Below are 19,733 nucleotides of genomic sequence, written 5' to 3'. Positions count from 1 at the left end.
TTTCTCACTCCTATTTCAAGTCCGTTAATTCAATTTCAGAACGTACTTTTTCTATCATTTCTTTGTTTGCTAAATCTTGACTGAATGCTGTTGCTGTTCCAGAGGCTACGGCATTACGAAATGCTTCATGTACATCAAAACCTTGTGCTAAACCTGCTAACATACCTGCAACAGTACTATCTCCAGAACCCACTGTATTTAATACATTGCCTTTTGGTACAGAAGCTTTAATACAATGTTCAGCATCAATATAAATTGCACCCTCACCGCCAAGTGAAACAATCACTGCTTGTGCGCCTTTATCAAGAATAGCTTTTCCGTGTGTCACTACATCATTATCAGAAGTAATTTGCGTATCGAACATAACTTCTAATTCATCTTTATTCGGTTTAATAAAGAACGGGTTATATGGTAATACAGTCTCAACCAAGTCTTTTTCAGCATCTACAACTAATTTTGCGCCAGTTTTTTGTGTGATTTTCGCAATTTGTTCATAGGCATTATCAGGAATACTTTTCGGTACACTTCCTGCCACAACAACAGTGTCATCAGCATTCGTGTTTTTAATTTGTGTTAATAACGCTTCAAACGCTTGATTTGAAATTGTAGGTCCACCTGCATTGATTTCTGTTTCTTGACCTGATTTTAATTTCACATTGATACGTGTATCTTCTTCTACTTCAATAAAATCATTTTTAATACCAGCTTGTTGTAAAGCATCTTGGATAAATTTCCCAGGAAATCCACCAACAAACCCCAATGCAGTCGAAGGTGTTTCTAAAGTGTTCAGTACACGCGAAACGTTAATCCCTTTGCCTCCTGCAAATTTATACGTTTCTTTTGCACGGTTAAGTCCGCCTTCTTGAAACGTGTCTACTTTCATAATGTAATCAATCGATGGATTGAAAGTTACTGTATAGATCACTTTATTACACTCCTCTTATCGAATAATGGTTGCGATATGCTTTCATATCTGAACGTTTTAGCGCTTTTGTTGAAGTCAAAATTTCAAACGGTACATCTTTCGGTACATTGACACATGCAAAATACGTAGGTCCGAATTTAGAACTATCAAGCAAGACGAAAATATGATGCCCCACTTTCATTGCAGTTTCTTTCACATAAGCTTCTTGTTCATCTGGTGTTGTCAATTTACCTTCTGTATTCATCCCATTCATGCCGATGAAAACTTTATCAAAATGATAATGTTTCAAAGTTTCAATCGCTCGCGGTCCGACAGAAGCTAATGTGCTTGCTTTTACATCTCCGCCAATAATCAACGTTTTAATTCCACGCTGTAATAATGCTTCGACATGGGTTAATCCGTTAGTAACTGCGACAATTTCTTGTGCTGTAATGTGTTCTATCATTTCATAAGTCGATGTCCCTGCATCAATATAAATACAATCACGGTCTTCAATTTGTGCAGCTGCGATTTTTGCGATTTCACGTTTTTCTTGTAAATTACGTTCTTTCTTCTCTGACATTTTCGGTTCACTCAAGGCTGTTGTTTTGAGCGTGGCACCGCCATGAACGCGTTGTAATTTACCCATTTTTTGTAACTTAGATAAATCTCGGCGAATTGTCGAAGCGCTGCATCCTGTTAAATCAATTATTTCTTGTAGTGTTAAAAATTCTTTTTCTTTTAACAGTTGTATGATTAGTTCAAACCGTTTCTGCGTTATCATATCGCCACCTCATTTCTTCTTTATTATAAGCGCTTTCTTAATCATTTTCAATCAAAATCTTTCAAAATCATTCAAAAACAATCATAAACTGTTAAAAAAGATGAGCAAATGCTCATCAACACTGCTCATCTTAATTTGCTTCATGTGTCGCAACATCCGCTACTTTTGCTTTCGTTGCTTGAATTAATTCTGAAACATTCACACCCATTTGGACACCAGGCAGACCTCCGCTTACAAATATTTTCTCATGTTGTTGCGCAGATTGGTCAATCACTGTTGGAAATAGATGTTTCATACCAATTGGGGAACAACCGCCACGAATATAACCTGTTACTTTCGTCAACTCATCTAGCGGAAGCAAATGCAGTTTCTTTTCATCTACTGCTTGTGCCGCATGTTTCATATCTAAATGATGTTCTACTGGAATCACAAACACATATGGATCGTGATTATTGTTAATAAATAAGAGTGTTTTAAACACTTGATCCGGATTAGCATCAATTAGTTTTGCGACTTCTTGTCCTTCAATATGATCTTTACCCATTTTAAATGTACGCATTTCATAATCGATGCCTTCGCGATCTAAAATACGCATCGCATTTGTTTTCTTCTGTTTCATTGCGTTCACCTCACTCTTAATATAGCATGCGAACACAAATCATGACATAAAAAAACAAGGCGTTCTGACATAACTTCAACTCTATAAGTGAGTTCAGTTGTCATAACTGCCTTGTTTTGGAAAATGCTGAAGCCATTGATGGCTTAATTCATTTGTGATGGACGTTAATGAAATCACAAATAATGAACTAGATTCAGCTTCACTCTTATGCGCTGCGTCTGCATGTTGTGTTGATGGTCCCCCTGCCGCTTTACGATATGTTGGCGGTGCGTCTGAGGCTGAATGATCAGATGAGACCTGTTTGTCACTTTGCATAAATGTAGATACTCCATTTTGGAATTTCGCAAGTTCATTTTCATTTGTGACTAATACTAATAAGAAAATCAAACAACATGAAAGAATGGCAGCGGACACCCATAAAATAAACGCTCTCATTCCTAATACCTCTTAACCTCTATTTCGTGATTTCAATATTAACATAAAAAACATGACATTTTGGTAGGTAGTAAGCTATTTAAAACAAATGTAATATACGTAACATATGTAACAGAACCGACACGAAATGTAGTGAGATAAAGTTGAGTTGTGTAAGAGCTTTCAATAGTGTGTTAACTGTCTTTCAGAAGTTAAATTAAATTATATTCTCTTTTTATCATACTCATAAAATGACAAAGCAGCGTCTTGTATGACAATATATTACGATTGAGTATGATTATCAAAGAATTATTACAAAAATAAAACGAGCAACCTGATGTTAGATTGCTCGTTTATATGACGGTTATACTTGTGCTTGAATTGCCGCTTCGCCCTGTTCAATCGCAGTTTGAATGAAGTTATGTGCCGCTTCCAGTTGTTTTTGTTCTTCATTAGACAACTCAATCGGCAAACGCTGTTTCACACCGTTTCTTTCAACCAGTGTCAATAAACTTAATGCACCATCGACCAATCCATAAGCACCTTGAACTAATCCACTGACGGGTTCAATACTATGTTCATCAAATAAAATCGATTGTGCAAGTTGAACAGCCGCTCTTGAAATCGCTGAGTTTGTCCAACCTTTTTTCTTAAAGACATCAAACGCGACTTCGTCAATTGCCGTAGAAATCGCTCCGCGGTCAATTGGCGCATGACCCGTTAATTGTTCAAATTCTGGTAATTCAATCCCATGAATACGCACGCGACTCCAGATTGGCACACAATGTGAACCATGTTCTCCTAATACAAAACCTTCTACATCTTTAGGATCCACATTGTAGTGATCAGCAATTAAAGTACGAAAACGTGCTGACTCTAAAATGGTACCTGTACCGATCACTTTATCAGATGGGTAGCCTGCTTGATGTGCAAGATACGTCATCGCATCCACTGGATTTGAAATTAAAATGACGATAGCTTCTTTCGTCACAGCTGATAATTGTCTAAACACATCATTCACAATAACGCTATTCGCTTTAGTGAGTAAGGTACGATCTTTCATGTCTGGTGTCGAAGCCGCACTCGCTGACACAATCACCACATCCGCATCCACTAAATCTTGATAACCGCCTACATGAATTTTTGTGCGATGTGTATGATTCAAACCTTGTATGTGATGATGATCCAACACTTCACCTTGTGCTAAGTTTTCATTCGTATCAATCACGACAATTTCTGAAAAGTGCCCTAAATATTGTGCATCAGTTAAGACTTGGCTGCCTACACGTCCTACACCAATAATTCCTAATTTAGCCATATTCATTCGACTCCTTTACTTCGCTTCATATGGTATTACGTCTTTACCGTATTATTTCTTAATGAATTCTTTCATGTCTTTAGACTGTAATACTTTGATGAGTTCTTGGAATTTTTTATCGTCTTTATGACCTTCTTTAACTGCTAAAATATTCGCAAATGGTGATGATTCATTTTCCATCACAATCGCATCTTTCGAAGGTGTTAAACCATTATCAATCGCATAGTTTGAGTTCATAATAACAGCAGCACCTTCACCGCTTTTATATGTTTTTGGTAAGAATTCTGCACCTTGTTGATTATTGAATTTTAAATCTTTTTTATTTTCAACAATGTCATCGAATTTCGCATCTTCAATTTTCACGCCATCTTTGATTTTAACTAAGCCTTCATTAACGAAGAAAGATAAGAAACGTCCTTCTTCAGCGGGGTTGTTTGAAACATAGATTGTTGAACCTTTTGGAATATCTTTGATGTTTTTATATTTTTTACTGTAAACACCCATTGGTGTTGTGAAGACTTTACCGACTTCTTCAATTTTATAACCATGTGACTTTCTTTCAGCCTTTAAATAAGGAACGTGTTGGAAAAGGTTCGCATCCACGTCTCCTTTATCTAATAATTTATTAGGTACTTTATAATCATTAACGACTTTAACTTCTAAATCATACCCTTTATCTTTCATAGCTTTTTTCGCATGTTCTAATACCTCACCATGCGGAGCTGGAGAAGCTGCTACTGTGATTTTCTCCTTGTCTCCACCTTTGCCGCACGCTGCGAGTACGACCAGTAATACCAATAACCCGATTAAACTACTTACTTTCTTCATTTCCACTGCACCATCCCTATGTAATATTTATCAAATCACCCTTACCAAAAGAAAAAAGCCTTCTCATTAAAATAAGAGAAAGCTTTCATTCTTTCTCTCATCTTCAAAAGTCTATGACTTTTTGTGAATTAGCACCACTTCGTTTACACGATGGTTGCTGGGCTTCGTCGGGCACATCCCTCCGCCTCTCTTGATAAGAGTTCTATTTGATTGAATTGTATTAAGGTTACCACCAGTGACACATTTCGTCAATGTCATTTTCAAATTTTTCAGATAAATAAATATTAAAAGCATGCTGTTGTAAGCACAACAGCACACTTTCTATATCATAATTTAACTTTGTTTCAGCTTTCTGCTTTTTCTAATGGTCTTCTCAACCATAATAATCACAATACCTAATAACATGACTGTCACGGACATATACAATGGAAATTCTAAGTTCACATCATATAATGTACCTGCAACGAGCGGGCCTGCGAAGTTCCCCATACTTGTGAAGGTAGAGTTCAAGCCTCCTGCTAACCCTTGACGATTACCCGCAATATTCGAGAAGTAATTCGTTATAGCTGGACGTATCATATCAAAACCGATAAATACTATAAAACTGATAATCATAATTGACCAGTAATGATGTGCAACAATCAATAAAAACAACATAATTGCTGAATAAAGCAGTGATAATTGTATAAATGTTAATTCTTTAAAGTACTTCATAAATTTATCGAACAAGAAGATTTGGAAGATCGCACCTGCTAAGCCACCGCCTGTGATCGCGATAGAAATATCTTTTGGCGCGTAATGTGCTTTATCTGCAGTATATAATGGATAAAGTGTTTCAAATGCTGCAAGTCCGAATGCTAAAACGAACGTAATGATTACCGGGGTAATAAAAGCTTTGATATTAATTTTAGCTAAATCTTGCGGTTCGATAACTGTATGGAAACCATCTGTCGTTTCGCGTTTTGCACCTTGGATAAAGAATAAAGAACAAAAGAATGCTACGACACCTAGGCTCCCAGCGAAGTAGAATGGCAAACGGTGAGAGAACTCTGCCATAAAGCCGCCAAAGCCAGGTCCTAAAATGAAGCCGGAGTTAATAATTGCTGACATATAGCCGAAGTTTTTCGCTTTATCTTCAGGACGTGAGATATCTGCGATCATACCTGTAACCCCAGGCATTACCATACCTGCACTGAAACCACCGATAATTCTTGAAACAATCAAAAGCGGATAGTTGCTGCTCATCGCAAAGATGAACTCAGAAACAGCGAATAGTACTAAACCGATACAAATAATTAATTTCTTCCCTAATTTATCAGCTAAGTTGCCTCCGAATGGCGAAATTACCATTTGCGCTAACGCAAAGGCCGCAACAAGAATACCTAAATCACTTCCATTTAAACCTAAGTCCTTTAAATAGACGGGTAACACAGGTACAACTAATCCGATACCTAAGAAGACTAGAAAAATATTAAAATATAAGGTGATTAATTGCTTACTCATGATTTCCTCCTTTATTGCGTTGTTTGATTCAGTCAAATTTTTCGTGACTACCTATTATACACCATAGTTATTCTGCGGCTCAATCAAATAATATTGAATTATTTTAGTCTAATTCTTCCCTCATTTCTTTTTTCTATGCTTAACGTGTCTTTTAAATGCTATACTTTTAATTGATATCTAGGCTGAAAACCTGTAATATATTCATCTAAATACGTCTGAAACACGAGTATTGTTGTTTTCAGATAATCCATCCATTAACAGGGATGTTTAAAGAGAGGACTTTGAAATGCAATCACGTTATATTGCACGCATATTATTTGTGATATTAATGCTGCTGACATTGCCTTTAAATAAATTTTACCAATTCATGGCATTAAACTTATTCTTAGCATATATTCCTTTTGAACTCGTTTGGTTACTTAAGCTATTTATACCGAAGCGACGTTTCGAATGGCCGCTATTTATTGTTTTCGCAGCAATCTTTGTCTTAATCTTCCCGAATACCTTTTATATGGTGACAGACCTTATCCATCTTAACCAATTTGCATTTACGATTATGGAAGGGGTCAGACCTATAGAATGGTTGTACTTTACCTTCTTAGTCGGTGGCGTCTGTTTTGCAGTTTATTGTTATATTTTGATTAACATTGAGTTATTCCATTTAACCAATAAACCTTTATTCAATTACATTATCGTCATTGGCTTAATGTTTGCGAATAGTTTAGGAATTGCGATGGGACGATTCTTGAGATTCCATAGTGTCTACTTAGTCACTCAACCACTTTCTATTATCAGAGATGTTGTTCAATTCTTAGACGCGAAAGGTCTTTTCTTCTTATTCGTTATGACCTTGCTACAAGCAATGATATTGATCATGGTGAAAGGAGTGCGCATGGCAAAATGACAATGCAACTTCTTGTTTTTATTGCGGTACTGATAGTTATCCAATTGATTATCGGACACTTTATCCATGAGATTGGTTTTTCATTTCTTGTCAGTATCGGTTTAATGCTGCTGCCATTAGGTATCGGTATCTACTTGCTTCAAATCGCTTATTTTGAACAAAAGTATCCGAATTGGGAAGTACCTTTCAATGTAAAACTACGTTTGAAATATATGTATCTTTTAACGTTCGTAGAATATATAGCGCTTTATGTGTGTTTCTTTGTATGGTAATACTAAAACCTACATGTTATTTCTAAAGAAAAGACGATGGACTTGATGCCATCGTCTTTTTGAATTCATTATGATTTTATATTAAACCTAACCATTTCCAGTATGTGAAACTGAAGATCATAATCAAGACATAACCTACTACTGTTAATGGAATACCTGCTTTCAAGAAGTCTTTAACTGTAAATGTACCTGAACCATAAGCTAACATGTTTTGTGGTGCACTTACTGGTAATAAGAAACCGAAACTAATTACAAATTGTTGGATCAACACAAAGCCGATGCTTTGATCGCCTAAATGTAATGTTGCTGTTAAAGAAATAAAAACTGGAATCAAAGCAGAAGATAAACTTGTTGCACTTGCGAAACCTAAATGAATTAAGATATTAAATAAAGTAATCAATGCGATTGTCGCAATCAATGGTAAATGTTGTAAGCCCATTAAACCGAACGTCTTATCACTTAACCACTGCGCACCGCCAGTATTTAATAATACGTTTCCGAGTGAGATACCAATACCAAAGACAATAATTGTTCCCCATGGAATATGTTTCTCCGCTTCTTTCCAACTCATCACACCAATTTTAGGTGTTAACATAATTGCCATCGCAACTAAAGTGATTGAAGATGAATCAATCGGATGTAATATTTTCTCAGTTGACCAGAATAATAATAATAAAACAGAAATCACAATCAAACGCCACTCACGTGGTGACACTGGGCCTAATTTATTTAATTCTTTCTGAATTAATTCTTTACCGCCCTTCACTTCTTTTTGTTCTGGCGGCATAACTTTCAACATAATGAAGTAAAGTGCAATTGACATTAAAATAGACCAAGGTGCTGCATATAAGAACCATTGTCCCCATGAAATATCATGACCAAAACTTTGGTTGATAAAGTTGACCGCAACGATATTTTGAGCCGCTGCTGTCTTAATACCGATGTTCCAAATAGATACTGCTTGTACTGCAGTGATAATTAATAAACCTGCAAGCTTACTTTCTTTAGAAGCTTTAAACGCCGCAATCATCCCTAACAAAATAGGTACAACTGCACCGGCACGCGCTGTCGCAGATGGTACGAAGAACGCTAAAATAATAGATACTATAATTGCACCCGCCACAATGCGATTAGTCTTATTACCCACAATCGATAAGACCAATAATGCTAAACGTTTATGCAAATTAGTAATCTGCATGGCAGCTGCTAAGAATAGCGCTGCTGCTACTAAAGCAACTGCTGAAGTTGAGAAACCACTGAATGCTAACTTCAAAGCATTGCCTGTTCCGAATAAATCCGCACCATGTAAAGCGGCACCATTTGCTTTAGGGTTCCCTAGTTTTTCTGCTAAATCTTGTACAGGACTAAATCCTAATAATAGTATGATCAAAGCTACAATCATCGTTGAGGATACTGGATAAGAGACCGCTTCCGTCACCCACATAATGACCGCAAAGGCTAAAATCGCAAGTGACATTTTAGCCATTACCGGAATCCCGCTCACTGGTATCAACACAATCGCTATCAATACGATAAAGCTGATGATAATCCATAGCGGCTTCACACCCTTTTGCTTCTTGTCAGATTTTACTGATGCTTCCTTTCTTGCCATATTGATTTCCTCCCTTATTTGCTTAGTGTACTCAAGAAGTACGTATTTTAAATATTTGAAAAGACGGTACGCTTATCCAGTCCCATACATGCGTTCACCATTTTTCGAAATATTTAATCATTTTCAAGTCCATTATAACAAGAATGCGGTTACAAAAAGAGGGTTATTCGAAAATTTGTAGATTTTTTCACAATAAAACGAGAAAGTACAAAAAAGAGACGAACGCATTAGAATCGTCCGTCTCCTGTTCCAATATATAATAATTTACTTTACCACATAGTTTATGAATACTTTAAAGCACTTTTTACTTCTTCTACCGCATCTGCTGAAGCTTTTAACTGTGCTTTTTCATCATCAGAAAGTTTTGTTTCAATGACTTGTTCGACACCATTTTCACCGATTAATGTCGGAACACCTAAACAAATATCATTAAAGCCATATTCGCCTTCTAAATACGTAATTGCAGGTAATACACGTCTTTCGTCTTTAAGTATCGCTGCAGCCATTTCAAAAATCGCAGCGGCTGGCGCATAATAAGCTGAACCGTTGCCAAGCAAGCCGACAATTTCAGCTCCGCCTTTACGCGTACGGTCCACAATCGCATCGATTTTATCTTGTTCCAATAGTTCAGTGATTGGCACGCCGCCTACTGTAGTCGTACTTAATAACGGTACCATTGTATCTCCGTGGCCACCTAGTACTAATCCTGAAACGTCCGTACGCGCAACATCTAATGCTTCTGCGATAAATGTACGATAACGTGCTGTATCTAAAATACCCGATTGCCCTAACACACGATTTTTAGGGAAACCTGACAATTTATATACTGCATATGTCATCGCATCCACAGGATTCGTCAACACGATAATCGTGCTGTCCGGCGCATAAGTTTTAATACCCTCTGTCACTTGTGCCATTACCGATTCATTAATTTGAATCAAATCATCACGACTCATTCCAGGTTTACGTGCGACACCTGCAGTGATCACCACAATATCTGAACCAGTAATATCTTGATAATCAGATGTCCCTTTAATTTTGTTGTTGAAATTGAAAATCGGTCCACTTTCCGAAATATCCAACGCTTTGCCGCGTGCTGGCTTTTCATTTTCAGGTTTATCTAATAACACCACATCTGCTAAAGTTTTTTCAGCTAACATAAATGCTAAGGTTGCACCTGTATGACCTGCACCAATAATTGCGACTTTTCTTTTCCCCATCTTGAATCCCCCTCAATACGAATTTATTTTTCTTTATACATTCTTATTTACTTTAAGAATATCAAAGCTAGTCCTATTAATAAAGAAAACGTTTTCATTTCTTTTGAATTCTTTATGACAATACAAAACTCCCTCTATATAGAGTGTTGAAAAACACTTATAGAGGGAGTTATTTTACTTATTTAATTGCTTAGTATCTGCCCGCAAATTGCGCAGTTGCTGAGATGGTAAACATGAGACCGACGAAGATTGTTAACACTAATAATAAAATCATCGTACGTGTGTAATGCTTAATAAACGCAACGAATAATAACACTGCGTTATAGATAAAGAAAATACCGAATAATGTCAGTACAACAGTTGGTGCTGAAAAAATCGTTGTAAAGAAAAAGACGATAATCGCAAAAATAATATATGGAAAGACGATAAGGTTACGTTCAAAGCGCATGCGCGCACGTGATTGTTCTTCTGAATTCATTTCTTATTCTCCTTTATTTCACTTATCAAGGGATGTCTTGACCTAAGACTGCAACATAAATATCAAACCATTCTTGATCTGTTAAAGTCAGTTCTAACCCTTTTACCGCATCTTGCATACGTTCAATTTGACTTGTACCCATGATTGGCATTATCGTAGCTGGATGTTTCACCAACCACGCTGTGACAATACTGGCTGGAGCCACATTATATTTATAAGCAAGTGGGCTGATAATAGACATGACACGTTTAGATTTAGCATCTTCTACATTCAGTAATTTACCGCCTGCAAGCGGACTCCATGCCATAATCTTAACATCATCTCGATACATATGATCAATTGTTCCATCATAAATAGGTGCTGCATGATACGGTGAAACTTCTAGTTGATTCACTGCGATATGCAGTTTATGTGATTTAATACCTTGGTTCAGCAAATCATACTGTGTGTTATTAAAGTTAGAAACACCGAATGATTTAATTTTACCTGCTTCTACTAAAACATCAAGCGCATCTCTGACTTCATTTGGATCCATGAGCGGAGATGGACGATGAATCAACAACGTATCAAGTACGTCTGTTTTTAGATTCTGCAATGAACGGTTCACCGCTTCTACAATATGTTGTTTGCTTAAATCGTAACGATGGCCATCAAATTGCGCGAATTGATCGGTCGGCAAGATAATACCGCATTTCGAAACTAATTCAATTTGGTCTCTGAGTTCAGGTGACAAAGCCAATGCTTCTCCGAATAACTGTTCACAACGATAATCACCATAAATATCTGCATGGTCCATTGTCGTTACACCTAATTCGACTAACTGGTGCAAATAACGGTTTAAGTCTTGGGTTGTTATCTGCCAATCATTTAATCTCCAAAAACCTTGAATCATCTTTGAATAAGTTACGTTACGATTGATTTTAACACGATCCATTGCGTTTACCCCTCTCACTCATTTCATTTTTATTACAACTTATGTTAGCGCTTGCTAAATTTAAAAATGAGGTTCACTATAGTGTAGTAGGGATGCATAATGGATTAAAATATTTTAGTATTGTATTCCCTACAAATTCCTTGTACTATTAAACGTTGTATTCATTATAGTGTTACCTTGATATGCACGTCAATTTTCAAGTGAACTGCAATGCATCTAATTGATTGCGTAAACGCTCTTTATCGAGTTGTTCACCAATCAATACAATAGTATTTTGCACCTCATCTTGAATCGGCTCGTAATCTGGCAGCCCATTGGCGAATTGGAATAAATACGTTGTTTCTGGTGCATCTCTGAATCTTACATAACCTTTCAAACGATAGACGTTGTCTGGCAAACGTAAGATAAACTGGTAAAACATTTGTCTATCTATAGGCGAAGTAAAGGTATACGCAATTGAGCTGATACCATGGTGATGTAAATGTTGGTGTTTTGGCTTCATATTGAGTGGCTCTAACGCCTGCAATTCATCAATATTGACTTGACCATAGGTTGTAAAATAGATGGCATCATTCGAATTGATTTGTTTTAAAGCTTCGATCAGCACTTGCTGCTCATCTTGGCTGATTAAATCTGTCTTATTGACAATCAGCGTTTGACTGACTGCAAGCTGTTCTTCCATCAATGCTTGCGTTGATTCAGAATAATCCGCACGATGTAAAAATCTAGGTGCATCAACTAAACCGACCACAAGCGGCGGATTCACATAATCAGTAAGCAGTGGATCATAGCAAGCTTGGATGAGTTGAAGTGGATGAGCAATCCCTGTGGCTTCAATAATGACGAATTGTGATTGGTTTTGATTGATTATTGCTGATAGTTGCGCGATAAGGTCTTGTTGTAAATCACAACAGACACATCCGTTCTGCAAGGAAATCGTTTGAACTTTATCTCCTAAAATTTTACTATCGACATCGAAATCACCAAATTCGTTCATAATTACAGTGATTTTCTCATCTCTTTTTAATAATTGCTCAGTATAATATTTAAGGAAAGACGTTTTACCGCTTCCTAGAAAACCTGTTACAATACAAATAGATAATTTACTATTATTATTTCGTTCCATTTTTAACACTCATTTCTAAAGGACTTAATGGTACAATCATTAATGGACATATTATATTATGTTACAACTTGATTTAATGCAAGATATCTTCTAAAATCAATGCATGCTTTAATTTTAACATGGCTTGTGAGGAGTCGACAAAATAGATAAAATTTCCATTTTTGTCACTGCTCAAACTTTCACAACAAGACGGAACGAATTCCGGTACACAGAAAAATATAACGGATAGAATGTCTGGAGGAGAACTTATGACTGAAAAACTTAATTTAGGCGGACGTTTATGCTTTAGTTTGTACAACGCTCAAAGACAAGTAAATCGCTACTATTCAAATAACGTTTTTAAGAAGTACAAATTAACTTACCCGCAGTTTTTAGTATTAACAATTTTATGGGAAGAATCACCAGTTAATGTGAAGAAAGTCGTTACTGAACTTGCATTAGATACTGGTACAGTATCCCCACTTTTAAAAAGAATGGAACAAGTAGATTTAATCAAAAGAGAGCGTTCTGAAGTCGATCAACGTGAAGTGTTTGTTCACTTAACTGAAAAGAGCGAAGCAATCGAAGAAGATCTAGGCGGTGCTTGTAACCACTTAGGCGATATCTCAGGATTAAACAAAAAAGAAGAAAAAGAATTGAATCGTTTATTAGATAAACTGATTGATTCTTTAACTAAGCAAAACTCATAATTTCGAATGCCATTAAAATTAGAGTGATAACTTGCATTTTTAGTTTTTTCACTTTTAAATAAAGCAAAAACAAAGCGGTTGAGACTTCTGTCATAGAGGTCTCAACCGCTTTTTCTATTTCTTCATTTTACTTCTCAGCATTGGATTTAGTGCGCTTATCTTTTGAGTAAATACATAGTCTTATCGGTTTAAAGTCACCATGTCATAAAGTGCACCATGTTGTTGAAGCAAACTGTCATAAGTGCCACTTTCAATAATTTGACCTTCAATCATGACGATAATGCGATCAAATTGAGGTAACAATTCTAAATCATGCGTTGCGACAATAAGCGTCTCACTTTCATTAAAGAGACGTTGCATCACACGATGACTATTATGCCAATCTAATGCACGTGTCGGTTCGTCTATCAGCCAAACAGGTGCTGTTCTTAAGAATAATCTCGCAAGACAAATCCGCTGCAATTCTCCACCTGATAGCCCTTCCCCACTCATGGTAATTTCATAGTCTAAATCAATATACGCTAAACCTAAGTCATCTAAGACAGCACGCATTTCATTATCACTGTAATCTGATAATAAATTATCACGCACTGTACCATCAAAGAGTTGTTGGTGCTGCAATAAGACATTAAGCGTCTCTGCTTTAGACGCTTCAGACATCTCATATACTGATTGACCTTGATAAGTAACAGAACCTTGTGTTGTTTGATATAAACCAGCCAGCACTTGCAGTAAAGTACTCTTACCTGAACCTGAAGGTCCGATAATCGCAAGCTTTTCACCAGGCTGGATATCTAATTGAATGTGTTCTAATACCTTTGTAACTTGATGTTCATATTGGAAAGTCACATCATCAACTGCTAGTATCTGCGTATTATTCACTTGTTTTGAACTTTCAGGTGTTTCTGGCACTTCTTGCAAGACCTCTTCAATTTCTACTAATGCTTGGTCTGTATCTGCTTTAAAGTAAGCCACATTACTCATCGTTACTGCTTGTTCAAATAACGTCAACAACATCAATACAATACTTGTTAAATAGATGACATCTAATTGTCCATTTTGAACTTGTATGACACCTAACCAAACACAAAAGAACAAGGCCAACATAGAAACTAAATCTAACATAAATTCATAAAGCGTTAAGAAACGTTGTTCATTACGTTGTTGATGGCTGTATTTAGAGAGTGCCTTAAGTACAGATTGATGATAGGGTTTTAATTGTTTGAATCGTGCTAGTTCTTCATAGCCTTCTTTATAGTCGTAGAAGCGGCTTAAAAATGATGATTCATCTTGAGCTGCTCGTGCGTTCAATAATTGTGCACGCTTCGCAGAAATCCAAGGTAAGACACCTAATGAAATTAACATACTGACTAATAATAAGACGGCATGCATCCAAGAAAAGAACCACAAGGTTAATATCGTAATAGCTGCCGTGATACCAATAACCACAGGCGGATAATAAACGCGTAAATAAATATTCTGTAACGCTTCTACGCGTGATACCATTCGTGCAATCAAATCACTGGATTTAAATTTACGATAAATATCCGGTACAACTTGAATCAAGCCTTTGAAGAATTGTGTTCTGACGTCTCTTAACATCGTGAAAGTTGTTCGATGTGAGTATAAACGTTCAAAATAACGCATAATCGCACGGATAATCCCAAACATTTTCACGCTGACCACTAAGACAATCAAACCATATAACGGTACATTTTTCGCAGCTTGCGCAATCATTAAACCACTTAAAAAGAACATACCGATTGCGACTAAACTACCGATAACTCCAAACAATATCGCTAAAGCTAAATCTTTATCTAACTTAAATTGAATGCCGCGTCGTTTCATTGTCTATCACGTCCTTTGTCTCTTTGCGTGGAAATGACTTGATCATCTGTAATCATATGGCCACCTTCCATATAAATACGACGTTGTGCCATACGAATTGTACTTTCACGGTGTGCAATCATAATAACGGTACTTTCTTTAAAATAAGTATTCAGTGCTTCTTGAATCGTACGCTCTGTCCAAACATCTAAACCTGTGGCTGGCTCATCAAAAACAACCAATTCTGGTTGTGCTAACAATACACGCGATAATTCAATACGACGCATTTGCCCGCCTGATAACATCTCGCCGCCTTCTCCGATATACGTTTCAATACCTTGAGGCAATTGATTGATTTTTTCCATTAAACCAACCGCTGCTAACACCTCAATCACCTTTTCATCCTCAACCGCTTCAAACATTGAGACATTTTCTTTAATTGTCGCATTGAAAATATAAGGTTGTTGACTTAACACACCCATTTTTAAGTGTTCGAATTGAAAAGAAACATAGCCATCTGTCGGTTGTCTGTGCTGTAAAATCAATTCAGAAAGTGTCGTCTTCCCTGCACCGCTTGGACCGACTAAGGCAATCTGTTCGCCTTCATAAATATTAAAGCTCACATCTTTAACTGCTGCTCTATCTGCTTCTGGATAACGATAAGATACATGTTCCAACTGAATCAACGCCTCTTGTTTAGGATTGACGTGTTGTTTGGTTAAAGTAGCGTCATCCATTTCTTGATCAAGCGCATCGAATACGACATCTGCTGCTCCTTCGCTTTGTTTACCAGTATGGAATGCTTGACCAAGGTCTTTAATAGAGTTGTAGAACTCTGGTGCTAAAATAATCGCAATCGCAGCTGTTTCGAAAGTAAGATTATGAAAGAGCACCAAACCAAGTCCTGCTTCTAGCGCAACTAAGCCAATACCTAACAAACTGATAAATTCCAATAGCAACCCAGATAAAAAGGCGCTACGTAAAATATTCATTGTTAAATCTCTAAAGCGTGTGCTTTCTTGATAAATAGCTTGTTCAGCTTGTTTAGAACGGTTGAATAATTTTAAAGTGACTAAGCCTTGCGCTAAGTTTAAGAAGCGCTGGCTGAATTGTGTTAAATAAGTCATTTGTTCCTTAGATTCATCACGTGTTTTTAATCCGAAAATGATATAGAACACAGGAATAAAAGGCGCTGTCACCATCATAATAATCGCAGTATTCAAATGAATAAAACACATCGCAATAATAATCACTACAGGTACAAGTACTGCTTTAAACACTTGAGGTAAGTAATCTTGATAAAATGGCGTAATTCCATCAATGCTTTCAGTCATCACACTCATTTGAGCACCGACAGGTTGTCTCGTGTGATGATCTACCATACGACGACGCAGTGTGCCTTTCACTTTATATGCGAGTTCTGTCCCCATCCATTGATTGGACATATTCAATACTGCACGTAATATTAAAGAGGCCAATAAAATCATCAATAACGTTGAAATATGGTAATGATGCGAATTCTGAATCAGCATTTTATCTAACACTTTCGCAATGGTCACATTTTGTACGACTACAATCACAGCTAATAGTGCACAAATGATACCCATGACGATGGGGTATTGCTTGTATTTCAGTGCGTAACGCATTAAATGTTTCATCTTTTTTCACCCTTTTTATTTAATCAGGCATCGATTAATTTTGACACAATAAAGGTGGAACACGTATGTATGTCATGCATACTTGTCCCACCCACTTTACTATCGTTTCATCTTTAATTAATAGATATCAGGACGTCTTATGTCCTTAATAGTCATTTGTGTCAAAAATGTCTTATCTTCAACTTAAAACATATAAGTAGAATTTTCAATTTATTCGACTCAAAATTAATTTCAAATAAGAAATTAACCTTCAAAGTTTTGTCATAATTTTTGAAAGACCTACATCTTAAGTCTTATCTTTCAATTTACTACGAGAATTAGTAGCACAAAGATTTTTTTATGTGCTATCATAAAAGTTGTTTCAACTGGTATTTACATACATTCATACAAAATATATTTTGAAATAAGGAAGGTACACTATGTTATTGTTAGAATTACTCAAAGCGCTGATTTTGGGGATTGTCGAAGGTTTGACAGAATTTGCGCCTGTATCCTCAACAGGACATATGATTCTTGTAGACGACATCTGGCTGAAATCGACGAGCTTCTTAGGATCAGAATCCGCATTCACCTTTAAGATCGTCATACAGTTAGGTTCTGTATTTGCGGCAGCGTGGGTATTTAGAAACCGTTATTTTGAAATGTTCCGCCTTGGAAAGTATAAACATACTGCACCATCTACGGAACATACTGAAGGAGAAACTTTAAGCAGAACGGCTCAATCTAAACACAAACGTCTAACGATTTGGCACGTTTTAGTAGGGATGATTCCTGCTGGTGTTTTAGGTTTATTATTCGATGATTTAATCGAAACATACTTATTCAGTGTGCCGACTGTTATGATTGGACTTTTATTAGGTGCGTTCTATATGATTTTCGCACAAAAGTTCAGCCGTCGTTATGCACACCGTGAGCACCTTGATCAAATTACTTATGTTCAAGCATTTATTATTGGTTTATCACAAGCGGTTGCGATGTGGCCAGGGTTCAGTCGAAGCGGTTCAACAATTTCAACTGGGGTATTAATGAAATTAAACTATAAAGCTGCCTCTGACTTCACATTTATTATGGCTGTACCAGTTATGTTAGCCGCAAGTGGTTTATCATTGGTAAAACATATGGAATATATTCATTTAAATCACATTCCGTTTTACTTAATCGGCTTTATTGCCGCATTCTTATTCGGATTATTATCTATCCGCTTATTCTTAAACTTAATTAACCGTATTAAATTGGTACCTTTTGCGATTTACCGTATTATTTTAGTTATCTTTATCGCAATCCTTTATTTCGGATTCGGAATCGGAAAAGGCATTTAATTGATACACTCACCAGCATTGAATTTCAATGCTGGTTTTTTTCATGCCTTCAATTACTGATGCTTTAATCGATGGAAAAAGTTATGTATGATACAAGGGTATTCGTTTATCCCCTAATCAGTCGGGGTATTTAAATGTTATATACTAATAAATGGAGGCCATTCAAATGGAGAAGAAACGATTAATTAGAACATTGTTAACGGTATTACCTATCATTCTTGTACCTTTAATTGTGGAAAGAAAACGCATCAAAGATCATCCTGATGTACAAAAATTGAATGATAAAACCGCAGGTTTAAGACAAAGTGTTTCTGACAAGTCTTCACAATTTGCGAGCGGTGTATCAGATAAATCTTCTAAAGCTGCGTCAGCGGTTTCTAATAAATCTTCTGACCTTAAACAATATGTAAGCGAGAAGAAACAAGAAATCGAAGAAAAACGCCAAGCTAAAAAAGAAGCGAAAGCCAATGACCCAGAACGCATCAAAGCTAAAGGTGACAAATTAGAAAAACAAAACGCTAAAGAAGCTGAAAAAATGGCGAAGAAATTAGAGAAAAACATTGAAAAACGCCATAAAAAAGAAGATAAAGATTCAGAAGCAACTCGTAAACGTCTCGTGAAAGAATTAAAAGACGCTCAGAAATACGAGAAAAAAGTCGGACTTGTACCAGGCGGTCAATCTGACAAACAACTTCACAATAAAGGTGAAGAACTTGAACAAGAAAATAAAGATGAAGCTTATGACATGAATCGTATTTTGGAAGTTCGCATTGAACAACGTTTAAAAGCTGAAGAAGAAGCTAGACGTGCCAACGAAGAAGAACGCATCGCAGAGATTCAAAAACATGAAAATAAGCCGAATCTCTAAATGACACAAGTCATTATTGATGGTGATGCTTGTCCCGTTACAGATTCAATTATTCAATTGACTGAAGGGACAGGCATTTTTGTTGTGTTGGTACGTAGTTATGCACACTTTTCAATGCGAGATTATCCTGACCATGTTCGTGTCGTTTACGTCGATGATGGTCCTGATCAAGTGGATTATAAAATTGTTCAATTAGCCAAGCCAAATGACATTGTAGTCACACAAGATTATGGTTTAGCTAACCTATTGATTAATAAAATACAGTACGTGATGCATCATAATGGTATGCTATATAGTGATAAGAATATTAATTCCTTACTCGAACAACGTTATTTGAATGCACAAACCAGACGTCAAGGAGGACGTCATAAAGGTCCGAAAAAGTTCTCAGAAGAGACACGCAATCATTTTGAGCAAGCATTTAAACGTGTAATCAATCAGATTTCTTCTTAGGAG

Annotated in this window: 20 protein-coding genes and 1 riboswitch; of the genes, 6 read left to right on the top strand and 14 right to left on the bottom strand. The window is 36.5% G+C overall.

The features are described 5' to 3' along the window. Nucleotides 1-10 precede the first annotated feature (10 nt). From pfkB to norA, 7 genes are all read right to left on the bottom strand, one after another. Nucleotides 11-925, bottom strand: coding sequence for a 1-phosphofructokinase (pfkB, locus tag CD112_RS05290; protein WP_023015412.1), 915 nt, complete (start codon nt 923-925; stop codon nt 11-13). Nucleotides 926-929: 4 nt separating this feature from the next. After that, nucleotides 930-1,688, bottom strand: a complete 759-nt coding sequence (locus tag CD112_RS05285) for a DeoR/GlpR family DNA-binding transcription regulator (RefSeq protein WP_023015413.1) — start codon at nt 1,686-1,688, stop codon at nt 930-932. A gap of 130 nt (nt 1,689-1,818) precedes the next feature. Further along, a complete protein-coding gene (gene ybaK, locus CD112_RS05280; protein WP_002481489.1) occupies nt 1,819-2,307 on the bottom strand; it encodes a Cys-tRNA(Pro) deacylase in 489 nt (162 codons plus the stop codon). Between the two features lie 93 nt (nt 2,308-2,400). Next, nucleotides 2,401-2,742 (bottom strand): hypothetical protein, encoded by a 342-nt coding sequence (locus CD112_RS05275; RefSeq protein WP_002481488.1) that lies wholly within the window; start codon nt 2,740-2,742, stop codon nt 2,401-2,403. A 343-nt stretch (nt 2,743-3,085) separates the two neighbouring features. Further along, entirely contained in the window at nt 3,086-4,039 is a 954-nt protein-coding gene (locus CD112_RS05270; protein ID WP_057510189.1) for a lactate/malate family dehydrogenase, read from the bottom strand. Between the two features lie 51 nt (nt 4,040-4,090). Further along, entirely contained in the window at nt 4,091-4,867 is a 777-nt protein-coding gene (locus tag CD112_RS05265) for a MetQ/NlpA family ABC transporter substrate-binding protein (RefSeq protein WP_103363958.1), read from the bottom strand. A 94-nt stretch (nt 4,868-4,961) separates the two neighbouring features. Beyond that, a riboswitch (SAM riboswitch) is annotated at nt 4,962-5,067 on the bottom strand. 133 nt (nt 5,068-5,200) lie between these two features. Continuing rightward, nucleotides 5,201-6,370, bottom strand: coding sequence for a multidrug efflux MFS transporter NorA (gene norA / locus CD112_RS05260; RefSeq protein ID WP_023015415.1), 1,170 nt, complete (start codon nt 6,368-6,370; stop codon nt 5,201-5,203). A gap of 286 nt (nt 6,371-6,656) precedes the next feature. Between norA and CD112_RS05255 the strand changes: the two genes are divergently transcribed. Next, nucleotides 6,657-7,274, top strand: a complete 618-nt coding sequence (locus CD112_RS05255; protein WP_070625983.1) for a DUF1361 domain-containing protein — start codon at nt 6,657-6,659, stop codon at nt 7,272-7,274. Continuing rightward, nucleotides 7,271-7,546, top strand: coding sequence for a hypothetical protein (locus CD112_RS05250; protein ID WP_023015416.1), 276 nt, complete (start codon nt 7,271-7,273; stop codon nt 7,544-7,546). The genes CD112_RS05255 and CD112_RS05250 overlap by 4 nt, the downstream gene beginning before the upstream one ends. 76 nt (nt 7,547-7,622) lie before the next feature. Here CD112_RS05250 and CD112_RS05245 read toward each other — a convergent pair whose 3' ends face one another. The 5 genes from CD112_RS05245 to CD112_RS05225 all read right to left on the bottom strand — a co-directional run bounded on the left by CD112_RS05245 (nt 7,623) and on the right by CD112_RS05225 (nt 12,916). Further along, nucleotides 7,623-9,158, bottom strand: coding sequence for an SLC13 family permease (locus tag CD112_RS05245; protein WP_103363957.1), 1,536 nt, complete (start codon nt 9,156-9,158; stop codon nt 7,623-7,625). Nucleotides 9,159-9,439: 281 nt separating this feature from the next. Beyond that, a complete protein-coding gene (gene mdh / locus CD112_RS05240; RefSeq protein ID WP_002481481.1) occupies nt 9,440-10,378 on the bottom strand; it encodes a malate dehydrogenase in 939 nt (312 codons plus the stop codon). A 190-nt stretch (nt 10,379-10,568) separates the two neighbouring features. Further along, entirely contained in the window at nt 10,569-10,856 is a 288-nt protein-coding gene (locus CD112_RS05235) for a hypothetical protein (RefSeq protein WP_002481480.1), read from the bottom strand. Between the two features lie 25 nt (nt 10,857-10,881). Next, the gene (locus tag CD112_RS05230; RefSeq protein ID WP_103363956.1) at nt 10,882-11,790 is read right to left on the bottom strand and encodes an aldo/keto reductase; all 909 of its coding nucleotides are present in this window, start codon (nt 11,788-11,790) and stop codon (nt 10,882-10,884) included. Between the two features lie 196 nt (nt 11,791-11,986). Beyond that, nucleotides 11,987-12,916 (bottom strand): CobW family GTP-binding protein, encoded by a 930-nt coding sequence (locus CD112_RS05225; RefSeq protein WP_103363955.1) that lies wholly within the window; start codon nt 12,914-12,916, stop codon nt 11,987-11,989. A 248-nt stretch (nt 12,917-13,164) separates the two neighbouring features. Between CD112_RS05225 and CD112_RS05220 the strand changes: the two genes are divergently transcribed. After that, entirely contained in the window at nt 13,165-13,605 is a 441-nt protein-coding gene (locus tag CD112_RS05220) for a MarR family winged helix-turn-helix transcriptional regulator (protein ID WP_023015420.1), read from the top strand. A 180-nt stretch (nt 13,606-13,785) separates the two neighbouring features. On the opposite strand, the gene cydC is transcribed toward CD112_RS05220, so the two are convergent. Beyond that, nucleotides 13,786-15,453 (bottom strand): thiol reductant ABC exporter subunit CydC, encoded by a 1,668-nt coding sequence (gene cydC, locus CD112_RS05215; RefSeq protein WP_061054869.1) that lies wholly within the window; start codon nt 15,451-15,453, stop codon nt 13,786-13,788. Beyond that, a complete protein-coding gene (locus CD112_RS05210; RefSeq protein ID WP_061054870.1) occupies nt 15,450-17,090 on the bottom strand; it encodes an ABC transporter ATP-binding protein/permease in 1,641 nt (546 codons plus the stop codon). The genes cydC and CD112_RS05210 overlap by 4 nt, the downstream gene beginning before the upstream one ends. A 419-nt stretch (nt 17,091-17,509) precedes the next feature. On the opposite strand from CD112_RS05210, the gene CD112_RS05205 reads away from it, so the two are divergent. From CD112_RS05205 to CD112_RS05195, 3 genes are all read left to right on the top strand, one after another. After that, nucleotides 17,510-18,409 carry an undecaprenyl-diphosphate phosphatase gene (locus CD112_RS05205; protein WP_002481473.1) on the top strand — a complete coding sequence of 300 codons (900 nt, stop codon included), beginning with the start codon at nt 17,510-17,512 and terminating at the stop codon, nt 18,407-18,409. Nucleotides 18,410-18,575: 166 nt separating this feature from the next. Further along, entirely contained in the window at nt 18,576-19,277 is a 702-nt protein-coding gene (locus CD112_RS05200; RefSeq protein WP_061054871.1) for a hypothetical protein, read from the top strand. Continuing rightward, nucleotides 19,278-19,730, top strand: coding sequence for a YaiI/YqxD family protein (locus CD112_RS05195; RefSeq protein ID WP_002481471.1), 453 nt, complete (start codon nt 19,278-19,280; stop codon nt 19,728-19,730). It abuts the gene before it with no gap. Nucleotides 19,731-19,733: the final 3 nt, after the last annotated feature.

Source organism: Staphylococcus simulans (genome assembly GCF_002902285.1).
Classification (GTDB): domain Bacteria; phylum Bacillota; class Bacilli; order Staphylococcales; family Staphylococcaceae; genus Staphylococcus; species Staphylococcus simulans.
Note: the sequence above shows the minus strand (reverse complement) of the source record. Positions and strands in the feature narration are given on the sequence as shown.